Source organism: Streptomyces sp. NBC_00388 (assembly GCF_036061255.1).
Taxonomy (GTDB): Bacteria; Actinomycetota; Actinomycetes; order Streptomycetales; family Streptomycetaceae; genus Streptomyces.
On sequence record NZ_CP107948.1, the window covers coordinates 279,157 to 301,608 of the forward strand.

The 22,452-nt window shown below is 70.2% G+C and carries 22 protein-coding genes; 12 read left to right on the top strand and 10 right to left on the bottom strand.

The window, feature by feature from the left end; all coding sequences use genetic code 11:
• Nucleotides 1-65: 65 nt before the first annotated feature.
• Together OG917_RS01345 and OG917_RS01350 are read right to left on the bottom strand one after the other, a co-directional pair.
• Nucleotides 66-1,721, bottom strand: coding sequence for a purine-cytosine permease family protein (locus OG917_RS01345; RefSeq protein WP_328315620.1), 1,656 nt, complete (start codon nt 1,719-1,721; stop codon nt 66-68).
• Nucleotides 1,722-1,805: 84 nt separating this feature from the next.
• Nucleotides 1,806-2,564: a GntR family transcriptional regulator gene (locus OG917_RS01350; protein WP_328315621.1), complete on the bottom strand. Its 759-nt coding sequence runs from the start codon at nt 2,562-2,564 to the stop codon at nt 1,806-1,808.
• Between the two features lie 237 nt (nt 2,565-2,801).
• Here OG917_RS01350 and OG917_RS01355 point away from each other — a divergent pair, with 237 nt between their 5' ends.
• Together OG917_RS01355 and OG917_RS01360 are read left to right on the top strand one after the other, a co-directional pair.
• A complete protein-coding gene (locus OG917_RS01355) occupies nt 2,802-2,990 on the top strand; it encodes a hypothetical protein (RefSeq protein ID WP_328315622.1) in 189 nt (62 codons plus the stop codon).
• On the top strand, nt 2,987-4,084 hold the full coding sequence (locus OG917_RS01360) for a winged helix DNA-binding domain-containing protein (protein ID WP_328315623.1): 1,098 nt from the start codon (nt 2,987-2,989) through the stop codon (nt 4,082-4,084). Before OG917_RS01355 ends, OG917_RS01360 begins: the two co-directional genes overlap by 4 nt.
• A 176-nt stretch (nt 4,085-4,260) precedes the next feature.
• Here OG917_RS01360 and OG917_RS01365 read toward each other — a convergent pair whose 3' ends face one another.
• The 3 genes from OG917_RS01365 to OG917_RS01375 form a co-directional block, all read right to left on the bottom strand.
• Nucleotides 4,261-6,150 carry an ABC transporter ATP-binding protein gene (locus OG917_RS01365; protein ID WP_328315624.1) on the bottom strand — a complete coding sequence of 630 codons (1,890 nt, stop codon included), beginning with the start codon at nt 6,148-6,150 and terminating at the stop codon, nt 4,261-4,263.
• 376 nt (nt 6,151-6,526) lie between these two features.
• Nucleotides 6,527-8,152: a class I adenylate-forming enzyme family protein gene (locus tag OG917_RS01370; RefSeq protein ID WP_328315625.1), complete on the bottom strand. Its 1,626-nt coding sequence runs from the start codon at nt 8,150-8,152 to the stop codon at nt 6,527-6,529.
• 327 nt (nt 8,153-8,479) lie between these two features.
• A complete protein-coding gene (locus OG917_RS01375; protein WP_328315626.1) occupies nt 8,480-9,055 on the bottom strand; it encodes a TetR/AcrR family transcriptional regulator in 576 nt (191 codons plus the stop codon).
• A gap of 76 nt (nt 9,056-9,131) precedes the next feature.
• Here OG917_RS01375 and OG917_RS01380 point away from each other — a divergent pair, with 76 nt between their 5' ends.
• The 8 genes from OG917_RS01380 to OG917_RS01415 all read left to right on the top strand — a co-directional run bounded on the left by OG917_RS01380 (nt 9,132) and on the right by OG917_RS01415 (nt 16,319).
• Nucleotides 9,132-10,181, top strand: coding sequence for a zinc-binding dehydrogenase (locus tag OG917_RS01380; RefSeq protein WP_328315627.1), 1,050 nt, complete (start codon nt 9,132-9,134; stop codon nt 10,179-10,181).
• A 121-nt stretch (nt 10,182-10,302) separates the two neighbouring features.
• Nucleotides 10,303-10,587, top strand: a complete 285-nt coding sequence (locus tag OG917_RS01385; protein ID WP_328315628.1) for a hypothetical protein — start codon at nt 10,303-10,305, stop codon at nt 10,585-10,587.
• 390 nt (nt 10,588-10,977) lie between these two features.
• Nucleotides 10,978-12,051, top strand: a complete 1,074-nt coding sequence (locus tag OG917_RS01390) for a C40 family peptidase (RefSeq protein WP_328315629.1) — start codon at nt 10,978-10,980, stop codon at nt 12,049-12,051.
• Between the two features lie 4 nt (nt 12,052-12,055).
• On the top strand, nt 12,056-12,967 hold the full coding sequence (locus tag OG917_RS01395; protein ID WP_328315630.1) for a hypothetical protein: 912 nt from the start codon (nt 12,056-12,058) through the stop codon (nt 12,965-12,967).
• 296 nt (nt 12,968-13,263) lie between these two features.
• Nucleotides 13,264-13,686 (top strand): hypothetical protein, encoded by a 423-nt coding sequence (locus OG917_RS01400; RefSeq protein WP_328315631.1) that lies wholly within the window; start codon nt 13,264-13,266, stop codon nt 13,684-13,686.
• A 323-nt stretch (nt 13,687-14,009) separates the two neighbouring features.
• The gene (locus tag OG917_RS01405; protein ID WP_328315632.1) at nt 14,010-14,741 is read left to right on the top strand and encodes a hypothetical protein; all 732 of its coding nucleotides are present in this window, start codon (nt 14,010-14,012) and stop codon (nt 14,739-14,741) included.
• Between the two features lie 633 nt (nt 14,742-15,374).
• A complete protein-coding gene (locus OG917_RS01410) occupies nt 15,375-15,647 on the top strand; it encodes an FAD-dependent oxidoreductase (protein ID WP_328315633.1) in 273 nt (90 codons plus the stop codon).
• A 291-nt stretch (nt 15,648-15,938) separates the two neighbouring features.
• On the top strand, nt 15,939-16,319 hold the full coding sequence (locus OG917_RS01415) for a hypothetical protein (protein ID WP_328315634.1): 381 nt from the start codon (nt 15,939-15,941) through the stop codon (nt 16,317-16,319).
• Nucleotides 16,320-16,494: 175 nt separating this feature from the next.
• Here the strand turns inward: OG917_RS01415 and OG917_RS01420 are convergent, their stop codons facing one another.
• Nucleotides 16,495-17,169 carry an ankyrin repeat domain-containing protein gene (locus OG917_RS01420; RefSeq protein ID WP_328315635.1) on the bottom strand — a complete coding sequence of 225 codons (675 nt, stop codon included), beginning with the start codon at nt 17,167-17,169 and terminating at the stop codon, nt 16,495-16,497.
• Between the two features lie 230 nt (nt 17,170-17,399).
• Nucleotides 17,400-18,368 (bottom strand): DMT family transporter, encoded by a 969-nt coding sequence (locus tag OG917_RS01425; protein WP_328315636.1) that lies wholly within the window; start codon nt 18,366-18,368, stop codon nt 17,400-17,402.
• 73 nt (nt 18,369-18,441) lie between these two features.
• Between OG917_RS01425 and OG917_RS01430 the strand changes: the two genes are divergently transcribed.
• Nucleotides 18,442-18,936 (top strand): Lrp/AsnC family transcriptional regulator, encoded by a 495-nt coding sequence (locus tag OG917_RS01430; RefSeq protein ID WP_328315637.1) that lies wholly within the window; start codon nt 18,442-18,444, stop codon nt 18,934-18,936.
• Between the two features lie 153 nt (nt 18,937-19,089).
• Here OG917_RS01430 and OG917_RS01435 read toward each other — a convergent pair whose 3' ends face one another.
• Together OG917_RS01435 and OG917_RS01440 are read right to left on the bottom strand one after the other, a co-directional pair.
• Entirely contained in the window at nt 19,090-19,767 is a 678-nt protein-coding gene (locus OG917_RS01435; protein WP_328315638.1) for a class I SAM-dependent methyltransferase, read from the bottom strand.
• Nucleotides 19,768-19,969: 202 nt separating this feature from the next.
• Nucleotides 19,970-20,743, bottom strand: a complete 774-nt coding sequence (locus tag OG917_RS01440) for a LuxR C-terminal-related transcriptional regulator (protein ID WP_328315639.1) — start codon at nt 20,741-20,743, stop codon at nt 19,970-19,972.
• Nucleotides 20,744-20,876: 133 nt separating this feature from the next.
• Here OG917_RS01440 and OG917_RS01445 point away from each other — a divergent pair, with 133 nt between their 5' ends.
• The gene (locus OG917_RS01445) at nt 20,877-21,419 is read left to right on the top strand and encodes a hypothetical protein (RefSeq protein WP_328315640.1); all 543 of its coding nucleotides are present in this window, start codon (nt 20,877-20,879) and stop codon (nt 21,417-21,419) included.
• A gap of 244 nt (nt 21,420-21,663) precedes the next feature.
• Here the strand turns inward: OG917_RS01445 and OG917_RS01450 are convergent, their stop codons facing one another.
• On the bottom strand, nt 21,664-22,371 hold the full coding sequence (locus OG917_RS01450) for a nucleotidyltransferase domain-containing protein (protein ID WP_328321590.1): 708 nt from the start codon (nt 22,369-22,371) through the stop codon (nt 21,664-21,666).
• Nucleotides 22,372-22,452 lie beyond the last annotated feature (81 nt).

Genomic DNA, 22,452 nt, shown 5'->3' on the forward strand with positions numbered 1-22,452 from the left:
ACGGACACGGGTCGTCCCGCGGAGGGGGCACGCGGGAGTTGCTCCCTCCGCAGGGCGGACGGGGGCTATGTGCGGGCGGGCGATGCCGGCAGGACGTGGTCTGCGGCCTTGTCGGTGCTCAGGCACAGCGAGCAGACGACCGCGTCGTGAGTACGGCAGGCCGCCAGGTCGGGGCGCTCGAACTCCTGCAGGCAGACATGGCATTCATACGTCGTCGCGCTCGGGTTGCCCTCCGTGTCGAGCAGCGCCTCGGCGATGCCGTCGTCGGTGCGGCGCAGGTAGTAGCGGCCCTTGGTGACGACGGCCGTCAGCGGGGTCAGGACGAAGGCGATCGCGGCCGCGGCGACCGGGGAGTAGGGCTGGACCGCGTCGCCCAGGGCGTGGAAGTACATGGCGATGGACAGCCCGGACGCGGCCACGAAGGCGACGACACCGACCGGGTTGACGGCGTAGAGCATGCCGCGGCGGTACTCGGGGGCGAGCGGGGAGAGGCGCAGCAGGTACTTGTTGATGCCGATGTCGGTGGCGACGGTGACGATCCAGGCGATCGCGCAGTTCGAGTAGAAGCTCAGGATGCTGTTGAGGAAGCTGAACATGTCGGCCTCCATCAGAGCGAGCGCGAAGCCCAGGTTGACCAGGACGAACACCATGCGGCCCGGGTAGTGCCGGGTGACTCGGGTGAAGGAGTTGGTCCACGCGAGCGAGCCGGAGTACGCGTTCGTCACGTTGATCTTGATCTGGCTGATCACGACGAGGACCACGGCCAGCGGGATCACCAGCCAGGCCGGCAGCATCGCGTCGAAGGCGCCGCGGAACTGCTGGATCGGCTCGGTGGCGGCGGCCGGGCCGGTCTTGGCGAGGACGTAGACGGCGAGGAAGACGCCGATGGCCTGCTTGAGCGCGCCGAGCACGACCCAGCCCGGTCCCGCCATGACCACCGCGGTCCACCACGTGCGCTTGTTGGCCTCGGTTTTGGGCGGCATGAAGCGCAGGTAGTCGATCTGCTCGCCGATCTGCGCGATCAGGGAGAGACATACGCCCGCGCCCAGCAGCACGGACGCGGTGTTGACGCCGCTGTCGCCGTCGGTACCGGCGTAGGCGAGGAAACGGTCGACGGTGCCCGGGTCGGTGGTGACCAGGTAGACCAGCGGGCCCACCATCAGCAGCAGCCAGACCGGGGTCGTCCACACCTGGAGCTTGCTGAGCGCCTTCATCCCGTAGATCACCAGCGGGATCACCATCAGCGTGGAGATGAGATAGCCCAGCCAGAGAGGAAGCCCGAGTCCGAGCTTGAGGCCCTGGGCCATGATCGAGCCTTCGAGGGCGAAGAAGATGAAGGTGAAGCTGGCGAAGATGACACTGGTGAGGACCGAGCCGTAGTACCCGAAGCCGGAACCGCGGGTGATCAGGTCCAGGTCGATGTTGTACCGGGCCCCGTAGTACGCCAGCGGGAACCCGGTGACGAAGACGACGACCGCGGCCACGGCGATCGCCACGAGCGCGTTACCGGTGCCGTGCGACAGGCCGATGCCCGCGCCGATGGAGAAGTCGGCCATGTAGGCGATGCCACCGAGCGCTGTCGTCGCCACGACCATCGGGGCCCAGCGGCGGTAACTGCGGGGTGCGAAGCGCAGGGTGTAGTCCTCCAGGGTCTCCTTGGTCGCCTGGTCGGTCGGGGAGTTCGGTTTTCCGGTGGCCGGACGTGGGTCGATGACGGTCATGGTCAGCCCTTCGGGGGTGTGGTGAGGGTGGGGCCTCCCGGTGGCCGTCGCCGGCAGCCGGGGGCGGGAGCGGTCCTCCGCGCGTCAGAGCCGGTCGACGTGCAGGGCCATCTGCGTCATGGCGCGGCGGGCTCGTTCCATCACCACGGCCATCGAGTCGCCGACGTGGGCCTGCAGGGCGCGGTAGCCGTCAGCCAGGCGCCCGTCACGGACGAACTCCATGATCTCGATGTGCTCGGTGATGGTCGTCCCGATCCGGTCCGGGGTGAGGAAGTCGTACATCCGCACCCGGCGGATGCGCTCGTTGACCGCTACGAGCGCGTCCGTGAGAGCGGGGTTGCCGCAGGCGCGGGAGAGTTCGGCATGGAACCGCTCGTCCTCCACGACGAAGCGCGGGTCCGCCGCGGGCGGGCGCCCGCGCATCGCGTACCAGCGTTCCAGCTCCGCGGTGATGACTGCCGGGTCGTGCCGCAGGGAGGAGTCCTCGACCGCGCGGTCGATCCCGCGCAGTTCCAGGGTGATCCGGAGCTCGTAGAGGTCGCGCAACTGGGTCAGGTTGGGGATCGTGACGAAGAACCCGCCGTCGCCCCGCTCGATCAGCCCGTCGGCGAGCAGTCTCGCCAGGGCCTCGCGCACAGGCGTCCGTGAGACCCCGAACCGGCCCGCGAGACGCGACTCGGCCAGCCGTTCCCGCGGCCCGTACGCACCGTCGAGCACGGCGGCCCGCAGCCTCGCGTACACCTCGTCGCGCAGCGTGGAACCCACTGCCGGCACTGCCGCCGGGACGGGGGCGACCGGCGGTACGGCTGCCGTATCCGGATGCGTATACCGCGTTGAATCCATGAGCAGGAACGCTAGGAACCGCTTGTTTCCCAGAGGCCTCCCGCGCTGTGAAAGGCTCGTTTCGGGAGCCTCACGGTGGGGCGGCGGAACCGTTTTGCCCGCCCCTGGGCCGGCCGAAGTCACCACCCGGACCGGCGCGTTGGCCCTCACGGAGGCAGCGGTGTCCCCCCTCGGGCCTCCTTGCTCTGCGCCGCGCGCCCGCGCCGCGGCGCCTTCAGAGCTGTACATTGGCGCCTCATGCTCTGTATCCAGATCCTGGGGCCGATCGGTGCTGACATCACCGGGACGCCGCGGATGTCGCACTGCGACACCGTCCCGGCGGGTCCCGCGAAGAACGACGGGGGCGCCCATGTGTACGTCTGCGGCGCGAGCGCGTCCGCGTCGGTGTCCGGCCGGCGCGCGGGCCGTGGCGTGAGAACGCCATGACCGTCCTCGACACCCGCAGCCTCAACCGCGCGACCCTCGCCCGGCAGTACCTGCTGGAGCGCGCCGGCACACCGCCCCGCGACGCCGTTGCCCACCTCTGCGGGATGCAGGCACAACAGCCACCCGAACCCTTCGTCGGACTGTGGTCCCGGCTCCTGGGCTTCGCACCTGACTCCCTGGACCGTCTGCTGACAGGACGACAGGTCGTGCGCACCCACCTGATGCGCCGCACCGTCCACCTCGTCACCGCCGACGACGCGCTGGCCTGGCGGACCCGCCACGACACCATGCTGCGCCAGCGGGTGCTTGGCACCTACCGGCGTGAACTCGCGGACATCGATTTCGCCGAGGTCGCAGCTGCCGGCAGAGCGGTCATGGCTGACAACCAGCCCCGCACCATGGCCGAGCTCGTCCAGGCGCTCCGGGACCGCTGGCCCACGCCACCACGCCGCGCCCTGGGCGAACTGCTCGTCGCCGCCCTGATTCCGATGGCCCAGCTCCCGCCCCGTGGTCTGTGGCACACCAGAGCAGGTGTGCGCAACCTGCCCCTGGCCTCATGGCTCGGACGTGACGTCGACCCGCCTTCCCCCGATGACACCGACCCGGCCGGGCAACAACTCGTACGCCGCTACCTCGCCGCGTACGGGCCCGCGGCCACAGCGGACATCCGCTCGTGGTGCGGCCTCGCCGGGCTCCCCGCTGCCGTCAAGGCAGTCCGCGAAGAACTCGTCACCTTCCGCGACGAGCGCGGACGCGAACTCCTGGACCTGCCCGGCGCTCCGCGCCCGCACCCCGACACCCCCGCGCCCGTCCGCTTCCTCCCCGCCTTCGACAACGCGATACTCGGCTACCACGACCGCAGCCGCATCATCGACGACGCCCACCTCGGCCTGTCCGTCGCCGGGCTGCGCGCCGTGCTCGTCGACGGACGCGTCTCCGCCACCTGGACAGTGCACGACAACCGGTTGGCCGTCGCCCCGCTCCGCCCCCTCTCCCTCACGGAGCGGGAAGAGGTCCACGCCGAAGGCCGCGCCCTGGCCGCCTTTCTGGACGAGGGCATCGGTCACGTGCACATCGAAGCCACCATCGGCTGAGCACGGCTGCCCCGCTCCGGTCGGCCGAACGGTGGCCTCTCCCCCATCGGCTGCGGTACGGGGCGGCGATGGCCGCCATGCGCGCGGTCGTCGTCGCCCCTGTTCCATCCGTCGCGTTCCTGCTGTCTTCCGGGAGGTCCCGGCTCACCGGCCGTGCCGCCGCACCCTCGTGAGGGTCAGCCGACCGGGTGCGGCTCCTGTGCCCCCGGCTGGTCGAACTGGGTTCGGTACAGGTCCCGGTAGCGGCCGGCGACTGCGAGGAGTCCGTTGTGGGTTCCGCGCTGGACGACCCGGCCGTCCTCGACGACCAGGATCAGGTCGGCGGCCCGTACGGTGGAGAGCCGGTGGGCGATCACCACCGCGGTACGGCCTTCGAGCGCCTCGGCCAAGGCCTGCTGGACGGCTGCCTCGGACGTGGAGTCCAGGTGGGCCGTGGCCTCGTCGAGGATGACCACCCGCTGGCGGGCCAGCAACAGCCGCGCGATGGTGAGACGCTGGCGTTCGCCCCCTGAGAGCCGGTATCCGCGTTCACCCACGACGGTGTCGAGGCCGTCGGACAGCGAGGCCACCAGCCCGTCGAGGCGGGAGCGGCGCAGGGCGTCCCAGATCTCGTCCTCGGTGGCCCCGGGCCGGGCGAGCAGCAGGTTGGCCCGGACAGTTTCGTGGAAGAGGTGCCCGTCCTGCGTGACCATCCCCAGGGTCTCGCGGATCGAGTCGGCACTCAGGTCGCGTACGTCGACACCGCCCAGCCGTACGGAACCGGAGTCGGCGTCGTACAGGCGCGGCAGCAGCTGCGCGATCGTCGATTTACCCGCCCCGGAAGAGCCGACGAGTGCGACCATCTGCCCCGGTTCGGCACGGAAGGAGACGCCGTGCAGGACCTCGGTCCCGCCACGGGGGTCGAGGGTCGCCACATCTTCGAGAGAGGCCAGTGAGACTTTCTCGGCGGAGGGATAGGCGAAGGAGACCTGGTCGAACTCCACCGACACGGGTCCGTCCGGCACCCGGCGGGCATCCGGCTTCTCGTCGATCAGCGGCTTCAGGTCGAGAATCTCGAAGACCCGCTCGAAGCTCACCAGGGCGCTCATCACCTCGACCCGTGCACCGGCCAGTGAGGTCAGCGGTGCGTAGAGGCGGGTCAGCAGGAGAGCGAGGGCCACGACAGCTCCCGGGTCGAGCGCGCCGCGCAGTGCGTAGTGGCCGCCGAGTCCGTAGACCAGGGCCAGCGCCAGCGCCGACACCAGTGTCAGGGCGGTGACGAACGTCGACTGGACCATGGCGGTACGCACACCGATGTCACGCACCCGGCGGGCGCGGACGGCGAAAGCGGCTGTCTCGTCGGCGGGACGCCCGAAGAGCTTGATGAGAGTAGCGCCGGGGGCGGAGAAGCGTTCGGTCATCTGAGTCCCCATGGCGGCGTTGTGATGGGCGGCTTCGCGCTGCAGCGCCGCCATCCGGGTGCCCATCCGGCGGGCGGGGACGACGAACACCGGCAACAGCACCAGAGCGAGCAGGGTGACCTGCCAGGAGATGCTGAGCATCACCGCGAGTGTCAGCAGGAGCGTGACAGCGTTGGAGACAACGCCGGAGAGGGTGTTGCTGAAGGCCCGTTGGGCTCCGATGACGTCGTTGTTGAGCCGGCTGACGAGTGCGCCTGTACGGGTGCGGGTGAAGAAGGCGACCGGCATCCGCTGCACGTGGTCGAAGACCGCTGTGCGGAGGTCGAGGATCAGCCCCTCACCGAGGGTGGCCGAGAGCCGGCGGGCGAGCAGTCCAAGTCCTGCCTCGGCGACCGCGATCGCCGCGATCAGCCAGGCGAGCCGGGAGACGGTACCGCTCCCCCGGCCCTGGACGATCGCGTCGACGACGCGACCCGCGAGTACCGGAGTGGCCACCGCGAGGAGCGCGGTGACCACGCTGAGCAGGAGAAAGCGGTACAGCTTCCGGTGATGCGGGCCGGCGAAGGCGGCGATACGGCGCAGCGTGGCCCGGGAGAACGGCCGCCGGTCCTGCTGGGCGTTCATCGCACTGTGCATCGATGTCCACGCGGTGACTTCCATGTCCATGGAGGTGACTCCCGAATCTGGTCGGACGACCCTTGGCTCCCGTCGGCCGTGCGGCCCGGGATGCACACAGGACGCTAAGACCTCAACCGAAGTTGATGTCAATCGGCCGCGCTTGCGGATCCCGCCGGTCTCCCACCGCTCGGCTCACCACCTGCACAGCCCGCCGGGATCAGCCGCGAGTCACCGTGCCCTTCCCTACCGGATGCCGGAACTCGATCGCGTGCCACCCGTCCGGCCCTGCCTCAGGTCACCCAGCCGACCGCACCGAACGCGGGCCGCTCGTGACGCCGTTCGACGCCGCGGCCCGCGCAGGGAGCGGGCGGGCAGCCGGCGCCTCCTCCCCGCAGGCGATCTGCGCCTTCGGGAACCGCGGCGCCTACCGCGTTTCCAAGGCCCCGCTCGTCCACTCGGCGCGCAGAGCCTTCTTGTCCACCTTGCCGACCTTGGTCGTCGGCAGCCGGTCCAGCAGAACCGTCTTCCGGGGCGTGTACAGCTCTCCCAACTCGGCGGTCACCGAGGCGCGCACCGCGTCGGGATCGATGTCGGCGCCCTCGGCCGTGGCCAGGAAGATCTGCACGGCCTCCCCGAAATCCTCGTCGGGTACGCCCAGCGCCGCCGCGTTGCGCACACCGGGCAGCGTGAGCAGGAAGTCCTCCAGGACCCGGGAGTAGACGTTGTCGCTGGTGCTGCCCGTGACGATGATGTCCTTGGCCCGGTCGACGAGGTAGAGGTACCCCTCGGCGTCGAGGTAGCCCATGTCGCCGGTGCGCAGCCAGCCGTCGTGCAGCGCCTCCGCGGTGCGCTCCGGGTCCTCGTAGTAGCCGAGCATCACCGTCTCACCCCGGACACACACCTCACCGACCTGCCTGACGGGCAGCGCCACCGCGCTGCCTTCACCACGGATCTCGATCTCGGTGTCGGAGATCGCACGACCACAGCTGCGCCAGAGCTCGGGCCGCTGGGCTCCCTCCGATGCAAGGTCCTCCGCGCGGAACGCAGCGATACCGAGCGCCTCCGACTGCCCGTACCCCTGGCTGAGCACGGGCCCGAAGATCTCGACCGCCTGCTGCAGCCGGCTGGGCGACGAGGCCGCGCCTCCGACTACGATCCGACGGAGTGCGGGGAGGGCCCCCGGCTCGCACCCGGGGTGGTCGAGAAGCGCGTACAGCATCGGCGGTACGAACATGGTGGCGGTGATCCGCTCCTCGCGCAGCACCGCCAGCGCCGCCCCCGCTTCGAACTCGGGCAGGACGACGAGTGCGGCTCCTGTCACCAGCGCCTGGACCGCGGTGAGGTGACCGCTGCCGTGCGTGAGCAGCGTGGCGGCGAGCACCCGGTCCATGCTCGCGTCCGTGGCAGGGAAGACCGCAGGCCGGGAGCTCTCCGGGGCGCCCTTCACCAGGCCCACCAGCGTGTCGTAGAGCCGGCGGCTGTGTGCGGCGAGCTTGGGGCGGCCCAGAGTGCCGCCGGTGTAGAGGACGGTGACGGCCTCGTCGGCCGCCGGGGCCTGCACTCCGTCGGGACGCTCCTCAGGGCACTCCGCCTCCAGCGCCAGCAGGTCCGTGCACCGCTGCTCGCAGGGCCCGAGGCTGAGCAGCACCGGGGCGTGGACGCTCTGGCCGGCCGCCGAGGCGGCCCGCTGCGCGAAGAGCGGGTCGGTGACCACGGCGCGCGCCCGGGACTGCTCGACCAGCGCGGCGAGCTCTCCGGGTCCGGGCTCGGGCGGCAGGAACACGACACGGCAGCCGATGAGGTGGACCGCGAGCTGTACCAGGACCGATTCCACCCGGTTGGCCAGGAACAGGCCCACTCCGTCGCCGGGTACAAGTCCCTGCCGGCGCAGCGCGTGGCCCATCCGGAACAGCCTCCGCCGCGCCTCCCCCCGGGTCAGCCGCTGCGCACCCTGGACGAGCGCCTCGGCATCCTCGTCCTTCTGCCAGTGCTCCAGGATGTGGTCCACGTATGTCTGTGGTTCATGAGTTTCCTGTGTGCTAATGATCATTGACATATGCAAACATGCTCTTGAGGGCCGTGACCCCCCAGGGGGCTCCTTCAGCGTTCATCTGTCGGGGTATCATGCGCCCTTTCAGGCAGGGTGGTTGGCCCTCCTCAGCCCCTGTTCCCGCGTCGGAGGGGCTGTGTTGCGGCTCGTGCAGGGGCAGGAACGCCGAATCTGTTTCAGACGCGAAGTCTTCGACGGAACCGGTGCCGCTCGCACGTGAGGGGTGCGGCGTCGGGTGTGATTCTTCGAGCCGGCAGAAGGCCCGGCGAAAAGGGACGGCTTCCTTCAGTGGCGAAGGGGCGCCGGCACGAAGCGGCCGGCACCCGCCTACCGGCAGGGCGGTGCGCTGGCCCGGACGAGGGCTCGTGCCAGGTCGGCGGTCTCCGCGAGGGTGTCGAGGAGAAGCGGCTGCATGGCGAGCGCACCCTCGTGCAGGACAAGGAGCCGGGTGGCGAGGGTGGCGGCCCCCGAACAGCCCGCCGCGCCGGCGAGTTCCTCGAACAGGTCCTTCAGCCAGAGCTTCTGGTGGGCGGCGACGCGGTACGCGGGATGCGAGGGGTCCGGGAGTTCGGCCAGTGCGTTGATGAACGCGCATCCGCGGGGGTTGGTCCCGCTCCAGGTCCGCAGCGCCACGAAGGGTGCGGTGACGGCCTGGACAGGGCCGTCACAGGCATCGACGGTGGCCCGGACGAGTGCCTGCCAGCGTTGCTCACGTTCCGCGAGACAGGCAGCCAGGAGGCGGTCCTTCGAACCGAACTGGTTGTACAGGGTCCGCTTGGTCACGCCCGAGTGCTCAGCGATCAGATCCACGCCGACCGCCGTGATTCCCTGGCGGTAGAAGAGCTCCTCGGCCGCCGCCACGATGCGGCGGCCCGCCGGTGACATGGGCTGCGCCTCCCGCATCGGACACTCCTTCACTGATCGGTGTACCGTGACTCGAAGGTTCACAGATCAGTATACCTATGAGGAGGTAGGAGCGATGGGCGTGCCCGAGACCATGCGTGCGGTGCGGATTGCGGAGCACGGCGGGCCGGAGGTTCTTGAGCTGACGGAAGTGGCAGTACCCGCTCCGCGGACGGGAGAGGTACTGGTCCAGGTCAGCGCGGTGGCGCTGAACAATACCGACCTGTGGACCCGGGAGGGCGCCTACGGCCGCCCGGGAGACCCGCAGGCCCTGTCAGGCTGGCGAGGACCGGTCGGCTTCCCGCGGATCCAGGGCGCCGACGTGGCCGGCCGGGTCGTGGCAGTCGGCACCGATGTGGACGAGAGCCTTGTCGGCCGCCGTGTGGTCGTCGACCCAGCGATCTACGACACCGAAGGACCGGATGCGAACCCGGTGGGCCTGATGGGGAGTGAACGCGACGGCGGTTACGCCGAGTACGTGACGGCGCCGGCGGAGCGGGTGCACGACGTGACGGAATCACCGCTCACGGACGATCAGCTCGCGACACTGCCGACCGCCTATGGCACAGCTCTGGGCATGATCGAGCGGGGCCGGCTTCGGCACGGGGAGACCGTCCTGGTCTCCGGAGCGTCCGGTGGGGTCGGCATCGCACTGATGCAGATCGCCCGTGCGCGCGGTGCGCGGGTACTCGCCATCAGCAGCGGATCCAAGATCGACGCGGTGCGCGAGGCGGGCGCGCACGAGGTCGTCGACCGCGCACGGGATGTCGCCGGGCAGATCCGCGCCGCCGCCCCGGAGGGCATCGATGTCGCACTCGACGTCGTCGCCGGTGACCTCGTGGGCGAAGGGCTGCCCCTGCTGCGCGAAGGCGGCCGGTGGGTCGTCGCCGGTGCGCTCGGCGGATACGACGTGACCTTTGACGTGCGCCGCCTCTATCTGCACAACGCGCAGGTGATCGGCTCCGCGATGCACACACCCGCGCACTTCGACCTCCTGATGGATCTGGCTCGTCAGGCCGGGATCCAGCCCGTCGTCGCCGCCACGTTCCCACTGGACCAGGCCGCCCAGGCCCAGGAAGAGCTAGCCCGCAGGGATCACGTGGGGAAGATCGTGATGCACCCCTAAGGGCTGTCCAGCGAGCTTGAGCGATGGATCGCGGTCGCGTGATACGCCGATATGAACTGGCCCATACCGAGCGGTACTTCGTCCAGCCGCTGCTCTCCCTGCCATTGCGGGCAGGGCGCGGGTGGACGACCGCACCGTACTCAACGGCATCGTGCGGAAGTCCCGTACCGGAACGGCCGGGTGGGACGCGCCCGAGCGGCACGGTCCGCGGGCCACGCCGCGCGCCCGTCCAGCCCGCGGACTTGGACGGGCGCGCGCCCGGATACTGCGGGCGACCCACGCCCGGGCGGCCAGGGCCGACGCTGTCGGCGGATCAGGACCGGTCGGCTCGGCCCTGGTCCGTGCTCACCAGCACGCCGCCGCGGCGCGAAGAGAGGCCGACGGCTGCGCCGCAGTCCGGGTGTGACATTTGAATCAACTCCGAGGCGGTCGCGGCACCCAGCAGGCGCACAGAGCTGCGCGACGGCGAACGCTCTCACCGTCCTCCGCATCGAGGACGCCGGTGACCGTGGCCTGTCCAGCGGCAAGCCCACCAGGGGGCCGTCCGCGCAGGCGGCGCCGCTGATCGCGGACGAGGGGCGGCAGAGGTTCCGGATCGCGAAGGATCAGAACCGGCCGGAGACAGTGGGCGGTTGCGCACCGGGACGCTGATACGCGCGGGGATACCGGGACCGGCCGTTCGAGTGAGGGTAGTGTGTTCACAGGTCGAACGGATCTCCATATGACCCGCGATGGCGACCATGATGGCAGGCCGTCCGTCCGAGCAGCCCGCACGCTACCTCTGAAAGTGGAGCTGATGAACGTGTCGACCGGCGGCGGACAACTGCGGGGCCGGGCCACCGTAGCAGCCCTTGTCTGCGCGATCGCTCTGATACCCGGGCCGAGTTACGCGGCCCCGAACGACCCCGAGCCGCGGAGCGACGGGTCGATCGAGCACATCCGTACCGAACTGGACGGCCTCTACCGCGAGGCGGAGGTGGCCACCGAGGCGTACGACGCCGCCAACGAGAAGGCGACCGCCCAGTCGAAGCGGCTGTCGTCGCTGCAGGAGGACCTCGCCCACGCCGAGGACCGGGTGAACGGCCTGCACGACCTCGCGGGTGCGGCGGCCCGGACGCAGTACCGCGGGGGCTCCCTCGCCTCCACAGGCCTCCAGTTGCTGCTCGGCGACCATTCCGACCAGGCGCTGGGCGAGGCCGCCCAGGCCCGCCAGGCCATGCTGAGCATCATCAGGGTCTCCGAGACCCAGAAGGCCGCCCGTGCGGAGCTCGACGGGCAGTCCGAGGCCGCCGCGAAGGAGTTGCGCGTACTGAAGCGCACCCGCGCGGAGAAGGCCAGGGCGAAGGAGAAGATCGAGAAGAAGATCTCCGCGGCCGAGCGCATCGAGTCGGGGCTGGAGAAGAGCGAGACCCGGCGGCTGGCCCAGCTGGAGAAGCAGGACACGGAGAGAGCCAAGTCCAAGTGGCGCGGCTCCGGTGGTCCGTCGGGCGGGGGCGGTCCGGGCGGCGGGACGACGGTGAGCGGGGCGGCGGGCAAGGCCGTCGCCTTCGCCATGGCCCAGATCGGCAAGCCGTACGTGTGGGGTGCCGTGGGCCCCTCGTCGTACGACTGCTCCGGACTCACCTCCGCGGCATGGGCAGCAGCCGGGCACCCCGTCCCCCGTACCTCGCAGGCGCAGTGGCAGGGACTGACCCGGGTCAGCCTGGCATCCGCGCGGCCCGGCGACCTGATCATCTACTACAACGCCACGCACGTGGGCATGTACATCGGAGGCGGACAGGTCGTCCACGCCCCACGGCCCGGACGCACGATCACCACAGCGCCCGCTGCCTCCATGCCCATCCTCGGCGTGGTCCGACCTGGAGTCTGAGCGGATGTCCCACTCACTGACACCCCGTGACAACGGGAACCTGCCCGCGCTCAGCGCACCGCCGCTGATCCGTCTCGACGCGTACGTGGCCGAGGACGGGTCGACGGTGGTCAACGGCCATCTGCTGGAGATGGGCGGCATGCGCCCGTCCAACGAGGCGATCCTCGACGCCGTGGCCATGTTCGCGCGCACCCTCGGGGCTCCGGTGGCGGCGACCGTCATCGATCGCAGTGCGCAGCAGGTGGCACGGATCCGGGTGTACCCCGACGGCTCCAGCCGGACCATCGGTGAGGAGGAGGACCTGCCGCCAGGGCGTGAGCGAACCGCCGCGGAGGAGGAGGCGTTTCCTCCGCTCGCCCGCGTCGAACGGATCATCCAGCACGCGCAGCGCGAGGAGCTGCACGCCGCGTTCGTCCTCGCCAGCGCGTTGCGGGAGCACCTGACGTTGCGCAGGGGCGCGGAGGACGAACTGTCGCTGGAGGCAAGGGGCGTCGAGGCGTACATCGCCTATCTCCGCGGCGACTACATGATCTCCACTGTCCTCGCGCTGACCGTCGCACGCATTCGCTGCCGCACCGACCTGAACCGGGCCGCACCCGAGGTGGCCCGTGCCACCGCGGCCTGGCAACGACTTCAGGACGAGGGCCAGGTGGCGACCCGGGGCCAGGAACTGCTGCACATGTGGGAGCGGTTGTCCGCGGCGGGACTGTTGCAGGAGCCGACCCACCACACCATGGCTCAGGCCGTCCGCGCCCGGGTCGAACGGGGCAGCCAGTACGTGGAGGGCCCGGCCGCCGCCCCGGCGGCAGCTCTGACCGCGGCTCAGGGCCCGGCCGCCCCCGAGGACACACCTCTCAAGCCCACCCGAAGGGGGCTGCGGCGCTTCACCAGGAGGCCGGGCCGGTCAGCCGGCTGACCCCCTGGCTCCGCCACCCCGGGGCGGCATCCCACCCCTGAACGGCCGGTCCGGCCACGCCGCGTCGACCCTGCCGGACCGTACGGGTCAGTGGGCCGTCCCTGCCGAGAGACATGCCGGTGGCTGCGGGTGGGACCCGGCACGGCCGGCGCGTTCTGTCCTGGGTCTGTAACGGAGCGGGCGGGGTGCAACGGACGCGGCGACCGGCTCATCTCGGTAGTCGGCAAGGCGCACCGGGCGCCTTTTCGAAGGGGTTGGGTCTCTCCATGTGAGAGAGATCCAGGGGAGGGAATTCCATGAGCAGGACGGAGAAGACCGGGCTGAAGGCGCGGAGCGGCCGGATCGCTGTGATCGCTGCGCTGGGTCTGGCGTCAGTGGCCCTGGCCACAGCGCCGGCGTTCGCCAAGGGCGCTGTGGAGATCACGGCGCCGCGCACTGCCCAGGTCGGCAAGGGCATCACGGTCACGGCGCACGGCGGTGACGACAGCGCAGGCTACCTGCATCAGCTGTGCCTGGAGGAGAACGGCTTCGGCGAGGGATGGCACCAGGAGACGTGCAGCGCTGCGGTCAGGGGTGATGCGCGGGTCAGCGCACATGGCACGTCCGCGCGGCGCGGCAGCCTGAAATTCCGTGCGGTGCTGTACGGCTTGACCAGCGCACACGACCAGCACCCTGTGCGCCTGCACGCCTCCGATGCGGTGACCGTGCACGTCCGCTGAGCAGCAGCGCGGCCGCGGGCATCCGGCATGACCGCTTCCGTGGCCGCGCAGTGCGGCATCTGTTCTGCGACGTCGTCGGCCGGCTCCGGCCGTTCGTCTCCAGGCACGTCGCAGGCGACTGCCCCACCCGGCAGCGCTGTTGCCACATCCCTCGGAGAGAGACACGACACGGTGTATCCACGCCCCTGTACAGGATGATTTATTCGCGCCTGGGTACCGACGCCCACTGTTGTGATCAACAGTCTTATATGGCAGTTGATAGGCCTTTTGGGTGATGCCGCCGTGACGGGGTGTCGCGGACGGCGCAGAAACGTTGGTCCTGCGTGGAGCCACGTGAACTTTGGGAACGCAACACGCTTCTTGCCGAGGCGTTCTGCAGTACGGACGAGCGGGTGCGGGAGGCGCAAGCGGTTATGGACGAGGCGCTGGCCAGCCGGACGAGAGCACTGGCCGCGTTTGCCGTGACGGTCGGCAGTGACGCCGCCGTGGCCGACTTGATGGGATTGAACGAACGCGAGGTGCGCGTCGCCCGTCGCACAGTCGGCAAGAAGGACGCCCGGGTCGTCGCCGACGAGTTGCTCGACCCGCCCGCAGAATCGTCCCCGCAGCCGGCGCCGCCGGCCAACGTTCCTGCCGGGGCACCCCAGCAGTCTCCTGCCGGTGTCCCCGATCCAGAAGGGGAGTCTCAGCGGGACCCTGTGCGAGCCCAGGTCCCCCGTCCGCGTCCGGAACCTGTGCCACCGGTCCATCCACCGGTGATGGAGAGTGGGCTTTCCGGGGCCGCGGTGACCTGGACGGAGGGAATGGACCGCATGTTGGAGCGGAGCTGGCAATCCGGTCTCGACCTCCGAACCGTCGGGGAAGAACTCGGCCTGAGCGCGCAGGACCTGCTCATGCGCGCACAGATGCTTGCCGCCGAAGGACGGCTGACGCCGAAGGCTCCCGTCTACGATGCGAGCGAGCCCGGCCGGCACCGCCGTCACGATTCGATGCAGAACGCCTTCGTCCCCGACAGCCCGGAATCGCTGTACCACTCGCCGAGCCTCTACGGCTGAACCGCCACCGCATCCGGGCGCCGCGGACCGAGCTCCGCCGAGGGCGCCGAACACGGCGACGTGGAGTACGCGACGACAAGGGAAAACCTGGGCTCGGCAGCACCATCACGAGCAGCCTCGACAGCGGCCGGGATCACATGTCGTGACCATCGGAGGGCACGCGGAACGGCCGTGGGGGCCGACCCCGACGGCTGGATGTCTTCTGGCCGCTGCCGTGAGGCGCTTGGTCCAGGAGGGCGTTGTGGCGACCGGGTTCGATGAGAGTGCGAGTTCGATCTGGTCGGACCGGTAAAGCCGACGCCGACGCCGCGCCATGTCACCACTCCCGTGCGGAGGTCCGGTGGTCCCAGGCGAGAGGGAACAGCCCAGGCAGGAGCAGGTACCGACGGCGGACGTCCCTCGTGACGGTCCAGAGGCGGAGCCGACCGGCGGCAGTGGCCGTGGCCGCTCGCACTCGCCAGCCGGCGGGCCCCGCGCTGATCCCGCCTCATGACCGGATCCATGAGCCCGGCCCAGGGCAACCGTCCGATCGGCCGGACCACTCCCCCGTGGGGCAGGCTGTTCTCGCCTGCGGAATGATCACATCTCAAGGGTGATTCAAGCCTTCCGGCACGGCGCGTTCGCCCGGCGACGGTGCCGCTCACCGAGCGAGGCGTACCCGTGCGACGCGGCCAACGAGTGACGTCGGTCGGGCAGGACGGGAACGGCGTCTCCGTCGAGTGGGCCGCGGACGGCGATACGACCGGGAGGGTCCACGGCAGCCATCTCGTCGCCTGCGACGGCGCTCACAGCACGGTCCGCACCCTGCCAGGCACCCCCTTCCCCGGCAGGGCGGGCCGCATGTCGGCCGTGGCGGCAGACCTCACCCTCGCCACCCGGTCAGCCGAAGTCGAAGCCACCACGTAAGGCTCCGGGCCGGACCGCTTCGTGCACGTCGCTCAGTGGGCGGACAGGACACACAGGCAGAGGCCCCTTCCGTGCCCCCGTGCAGCGACACGCTCTCCTGGCCGGGGTGGCCGAGCGTGCGGCGCCTGACAGGGATGCCAGGCGCGTGCACTTCCGGCCGTCGGCGCCCACACCCCTTGCGGCCGTACACCTGACGTGCTGTCATCAAGCCCACCGCACTCGCCTGGGCACCGGGGGGAAGCCATGGCCGGACGCCGTCGCCTCAGAGAAGAGATTCGTCAGGCCGAACGGATGGCTCGCGCCATCCCGAACGCACGTCAGCGGGCAGCTGCCCTGACCGACCTCGCCGTTCAGGTGGCCATCGGACCGGGCGACTTCGCGGAGGCCGAGCGCATCGCGAACTCTGTGACCTACGAGGACCAAGTAGTGCAGAACGGCCGGGACTTCTCGGTGCGCATCCTGGCCGAGCAGGTGGTCGCCGTCAATGCGCGCGAAGCCGAGCGCATCGCCCTGACCATCAGGACGGATCACGAACGGGACTTGGCGTTCGCCAACATGGCGAGGACGCTGGCGACGACGGACAAGCACACCGCGAAGCGATTGCTCGGGCACATCGACATGATCCCCCTGAAGGAGAACATGCTGGCCGATCTCGCCAAGGGCCGCCTCTGAGCCGTCACGAACGGGCCGGGGTGGTGCCGAGACGGTCACAGAGCCGTGCCGGGCGGACGCCGGCGATCGCCGGACATCGCGGAGCGGCGGGCAGCGGACCCGGCCTTGGGTTCTGGGCCGATCACGTCGCGCTGTGGTGTGAGGGCGTCGGCGGCATCGGTCACATCCCGCGCGGTCACTGCGCCCGCTCCGTGGCTCCCGTCCCGGAACCATCCGACTCGGACAGCGGGACGGACTGATCCGTTCCGGCCCCGCAACCGGCTCCCAGCAAGGCTGCGGCGACTCGCCCTGATACCCGCCGGCCCTCCGGATCGCGTTCGGCGTCCTCGCGCGCGATGGCCAGAGCCTCGGCCGACGGGGTGGCACCCCGGCTGAGCAGGTGGCGCACCATCCGTACCTGCCCGAACCCGCCCGCCCAGTCGAGGGCGGTCCTGCGTTTCATCACCGCGTTCACGTCCGCGCCGCGGTCCAGCAACAGATCCACCGTCTCCGGGTACCCCTCGACCCCCGCCGTGGCTGCCAGCACCAGTGGCACGAAGCCCATCCTGCCCTGACTACCGGTAGGGGCGCCGGCATCGAGCAGAGCCCCGACGACACTCGTGTGCCCGCGGACCGCCGCCAGGCACAGGGGCGTCGACTCCTGGTACTCACCCGCCTGTTGCTCCGGATCGGCCCCCGCGCCGACGAGGAGGCTGACGACATCGGCATGTCCCCGCAGCACCGCGGCAGCCAGCGCCGTACCCCCACCGCTGCCCGGCGCATCCACCGAAGCGCCTTGCTCCAACAGCCGTGCCACCGCGATCACGTCGGCCTCGTCCGCCGACCGCACCAGTTCATCCGCAACGTTCATACCCCGATCATTCCGCGCCCCGGACCGAGCGAGAACCTGAGGTCGACATGCAGGATGCCGGTCGTCCGACTTCGGGGGCGAACGGCTCTGGTCCGGTGGCGCAGGACAGCGTGAGCCGGATTTATCGGCGCAGGCGGGCGGTGCCCCACCGCCGGGGAGAATCCCGGACCGGATCCCACACAGGCTCGCTCGCAGGGTTCGGACGGAGACGGAAGGCAGCGGATCGGGGGTTACTCGACGCGCCCCAGGACAGGCACGGAGCACGGGTCGCAAGCCCGCCCGCCTATCTCCGTCGGCGTCGTACGGGACGCCTGGCGGACATGCGGCAGGGAGACGGCGGCCAGCCCACCCAGCAGCAGCGCGCAGCCGGCCCAGGCGGTGGCCGACAGGTGTTCGCCGAGCGCAAGCACACCGAGCAGGGCGGCGGCCAGCGGTTCGGCGAGGCTCAGCGTGCCTACCGAGGTCGCACTCAGGCCGGCCAGGCCGGTGGAGAACAGCCAGTAGGCGGCGGCGGTGGTGGCGATGCCCAGCCACACGATGAGGCCGAGTGACCGGGCATCGGACAGTGCAGCGGTGTCGGTGGCCATCCAGGGCAGGAGCATCAGCCCGCCGGCGGTCAGGGAGACGGCCGCGACGGTCGGCAGATGCACCGCCGGATTGTCGGACGCCAGCCGCTTGGCGAAGACCGTGTAGAGGCCGTAGCAGATTCCGGCCACCATCCCGAGCAGCAGGCCGGGAACATCCACCGCATCGCCGCCCGGCGCCAGCAGCAAGGCGCAGCCGGCCACGGCGGCGCCCGTGCTCACCAGCCATCGAGTGCCCACCCGCTCACCGGTGGCCCAGCGGGCGCACAAACCGGTGGCGGCCGGTGCGGTTCCCAGCGCGATCACGGTGGCCAGCGCCGCTCCGGTCCGTGACACCGACCAGAGGAAGGTCACCTGGTACAGGCCGGTGGACAGCGTGCACACCAGCAGCGGGCGCCAGGCCGAACGGGCGGTCAGGGCGCCCGTTCCGAGCGGATTCCGGGCCGTGAAGACCCCCAGCACCATGCCGCCCACCAGCAGTCGCCATCCGCCCAGGGCCGCCGGACCCAGCGTCGTGTCGGCCAGAACCTGGGCGGGACCGACCGTGCCCCACAGCACCGCCGCGCCAAGCGCCAGCCCGGCAGCGGAGGTCGTTCCGTTCTTCTGCGCATTCATGACTGGATACGCTAGGCAGATATTCCGATAGCTTCAGCGGGCACCACATATCGTTCGGCAGATGGAGACAATCGTGGAACTTGATGCAGTCGACCGGGCTCTTCTGCGGGAACTGCAGAACGATGCACGGCAGACCAACCGCGACCTGGCCGCCAAGACGGGAGTCTCTCCCTCCACCTCACTGGAGCGGGTGAGATTGCTGCGCGAGCAGGGCATTATCACCGGATACCACGCAGCCCTGGATCTGGAGGCGGCCGGACGCCCCGTACAGGCCCTCATCTCGGTACGCATCCGGCCGCCGGCCCGCCCGGTCATCGAGGGATTCCGCGAATGGGCGGCCCAACTGTCCGAAACCATCGGCCTGTTCGTCACATCCGGTACTCATGACTTCCTCATCCACATCGCGGTCCCGGACGTCAACGGGGTGTACGCCTTCGTCATCGACCGCCTCACCGAGCGCCGTGAGGTCGCGGACGTGCAGACCACCATGGTCTACGAGCACGTTCAGTCCCACTGCATCGAGCCCGCCGGCGCCGACCGCTCTCGGGCCGTGCGCAAAACCCGCTGACCCCACCCGTCTCCCCGGCCGCACCACAAGAGCGCCCTCGTCGGCGGCGATCGCCGCCGACGCCGGACCACCCGACCTGCCGTAGCAGACACAGCGGCGGTGTCAGCGATCCCCTCCTCTGCCCTTTTCTGCCCTGCCCGGGGCCGGAGAGGCTCAGCGCAGCCGGCGTGCGCGCACCACCACGTCGTCGGTGTGGTGCGCCCCCGCGCCGCCGTCGGGCAGCACGCGCGGCCGCTGCTCGTCCACCTCCAGCTCCCAGTCGTCGTCGAGCAGAGCGACGACCATCGAGGGCCAGACGTAGTCGGCCGTTGCGTGACCGCTCTCCAGAGTCGGCTGGGCCTCCATCCCCGCGTGGTGGACGAGCAGCAACACGCCGCCGGGCGCGACTGCCGCGAGCAGCGCACGCTCGGCTTCGGCGTCGGGAGTGCGCAGCAGAGCCGGGTACTGGGCGGAGACCAGGTCGAAGTGGGCCGATGGCAGCCGCGCCTCCGTCAGTGTGGCGTGTACCCAGCGAACACTGAGGCCGGCGTCCCGCGCATGCCCGGCTGCCCGCTCCAGCGCCACGCCCGAGACCTCCAGCGCGGTCACGTCCCAGCCGCCCCGCGCGAGCCACACGGCGTCCGCACCCTCGCCGCAGCCCACGTCGAGGACGCGCCCGGGCGTGAGCCCGGCGGTCTCGGCCACGAGCGCACCGTTGGGCCGGCCGCTCCACAGTTGCCGGCGGTCTGCATACCGGTTGTCCCACTCCGTCCTCACACTGGGGTCTCCGGCGTATACGCCGGCAGGTGAGGGTGCGTCGGAGGCGGACGGTCGTACGAAGTCATCTGTCATGCGCCCACCGTCGCCCACCGCGGCCCGGGCACGCCAGTCCTGTTGCCAGTCCGGCAAGAGGAGCGCCGGGGGCCGGTCGAGTCGGTCGACGAACCGGCCGTCGCGGACTGCGAGACGCCGGACAGCGGAGCCCTCCCTCCCCCCTCCTCCCGGTGAATCCTCCCCGGTGAATCGACAAGCCGCACGCACTGGTCTGCCTCCGTCACGGACCGGCGTTCGGCTCGCGAGGGAGAATGCCGAGCCTCTGCGCGCGCAATACCGTTTCGAGACGATCCGATGTGCCGAGCTTTTGATACAGGCTCGCGAGGTGTTTATGTACCGTTCGGACGGAGATGCCGAGATGGTGTGCGATCGCGGCAGCGGTGAGGGCCATGCTGAGCAGGTGCAGGACCGTGCACTCGCGCGGCGTGAGGCCGAAATGCAATGCCCGGGCAGGCAGGTCACGGCACTGGCCGAGAGTGTTCAGGTGTCGGTGAACAGCGGAGAGCAGAGGCTGCGCGACACACGCGTAGGCAAGGTCGGCCGCTCCGAATGGCGTGCCCGAGCGGTACACCAGCCACCCCTGCGTATGGGCCGTGCCCAGGGGCAGTGGCAGCGCCAGGGCGTCACAGGCACCGAAGGTCTCCCGTATGACGGTCCGCGTCACGCTGTTCCGCCACGCGCGTGAGTTCTCGATCTGACGGGCACTTTGCGGGCCGGGGGACGGCCGGCCGTTGTAGAAGTCGACGAATGGGTAGCCGGCCCGGAGTGACCGCCGGTTCTCTTCCTGGAGAAGTCCGTCCTGCTGCCCGGCCGGCGACCAGACATGCAACTCCCCGGCGTCCTCGGTCCACGGGGCGTTCTTGTTGATGCCGTACTCCGCATCGAGTACGTGGAGCACCCTCGCACTGATGAGTCCGCCGAGGCGGTGCGGCCGCGGGTGGCGGATCACCTCCACGGCAAGATCCAGCAGTTCCTTGTGCGCACGTTCGGACACTGCGTCCTCCCCCAAGGACGGACCATGGGGACAAGTACCCATGGCAGGCGGTCATCCGCCCGGGGAAGGATCGCATCTGACGGAGCACAAGGAAAGACGGCGCCAGGGACTCACCCCGGCCCAGGAGGATGCAATGAAGATCAGGAACAAAGCCCTGACGATTACCGCCGCCCTCGCGGCAGCGGCCTTCGCACTGGGAAGCGGAACCGCGTCAGCGGCCCCGCACACCACCCCGCAACAGATGCAGCTGGCACACGAGATACACCGGGCCCTCGCCCTCAACCCCGGATCGCACCAGCTCAACTCGCACGCGATCCAGCTCGACAAGGGCGGGGTCATGGACCTGACCCTTGCAGCCGGTGGTTGCAGCAGCGGCCGGCTCTGCGTGTACAAGAACAGCAATTTCGGCGGCGGTGGCGGCGGCACCTACTGGTCCTCCTGCACGACTCAGGATCTCCGCAACTACAGCTGGCCTGACGGCTCCAGGATGGTTGCGAGCATCTCCTCGATCGACAACAGGAACCAGTACGGCGGCGTGCAGTCCCGCTTCTACGACTCCAGTAACCGGTTCATGATCGCGGTCAATTCCGGGAACTACCTGAAGGACCTGTCCAAGGACAGCTCCGCAACGGGCGGAAGCCCCAACGACAAGATCTACAAAATGAAGGTCTGCTGACATGAGCCCAGGTGCGGGGGGCGTCACCCGGGCGGCGGGAGCCACGGGGCACCGCTGCTGACGGCAGGTGACAGGAATGGGCACCTCAGCCGACCGCCACGGGAAGGATTCCCGTGGCGGTCGGGCGCGCTTTCCGGCGGACTGCCAGAGCTCGGTCCGGGCCTCGACGACGCGGGCGTCCTGCCGGGGCCCCGGGTAGTTCCGCCGGGCAGCAGCCCCGGCTGTCACCATCGTTGAGAGATCGTCACTGCGCCCTTCCGCCCCTCCGGTAGCCGGCCCAGAACCTTCCGCCGCACTCGGCCAGCCCGCTGTCGACGACGTCCGCCAACGCCGCGGTCCGTCCGTCGAGCGCATCGCCGACGGCTGCGGTCAGGCGCTCGGCGAGCTGGGGGTCTGCCGACTGCAAACGCCGGGCGAGCCATTTGCCGCCGCCGAGCCAGGAACCTCGTACCAGCAGGGCAAGCTCGGCCACCTGCTCGGCGAGGGCGGTCACGATGAAGAGGCGCTCGCCCGGATCGGTGCATCCAGCGAGGTCGTCGAGGAGATCGGTCAGTCCGTACCGCAGGGGTTCCAGTTCGTGAGCGGTGACCGTAGGCGGGCCGGCCGCGACGCGGTCCTTCGCCTCCGCCGCGATCCGGGCCCCGCTGCCGTCGCGGTCCACTACCAACTCGCCCTGGGCGCACATGAACAGCAGAGGCGAGCGCCGCACAGCGGTCTCCCGTTCGACGTAGCCGTGCCAGCTCTCCTCGGTGTGGACGAACATCTCCACCGGCCACCCGCCCGCAATGAAGCCGGCCCGGTAGGGGGCGGGCTCGCCGCCGAGGAGTACCACGATGTCCAGATCGGAGTACGCGGTGCGCCGATCGGTCAACACGCTTCCGCACACGAACGCGGCCCGCGCGTACGGATGGTGTTCCCCGACGATGACACGTGCCGCTTCCCGCGGTTCCAGCTGGTCCATGACAGATCATCCTGACGGCTGCCTCCCGCCGCAGTACATCGATTTCCGGAACCGGCCCGGCCCGCGGCACTG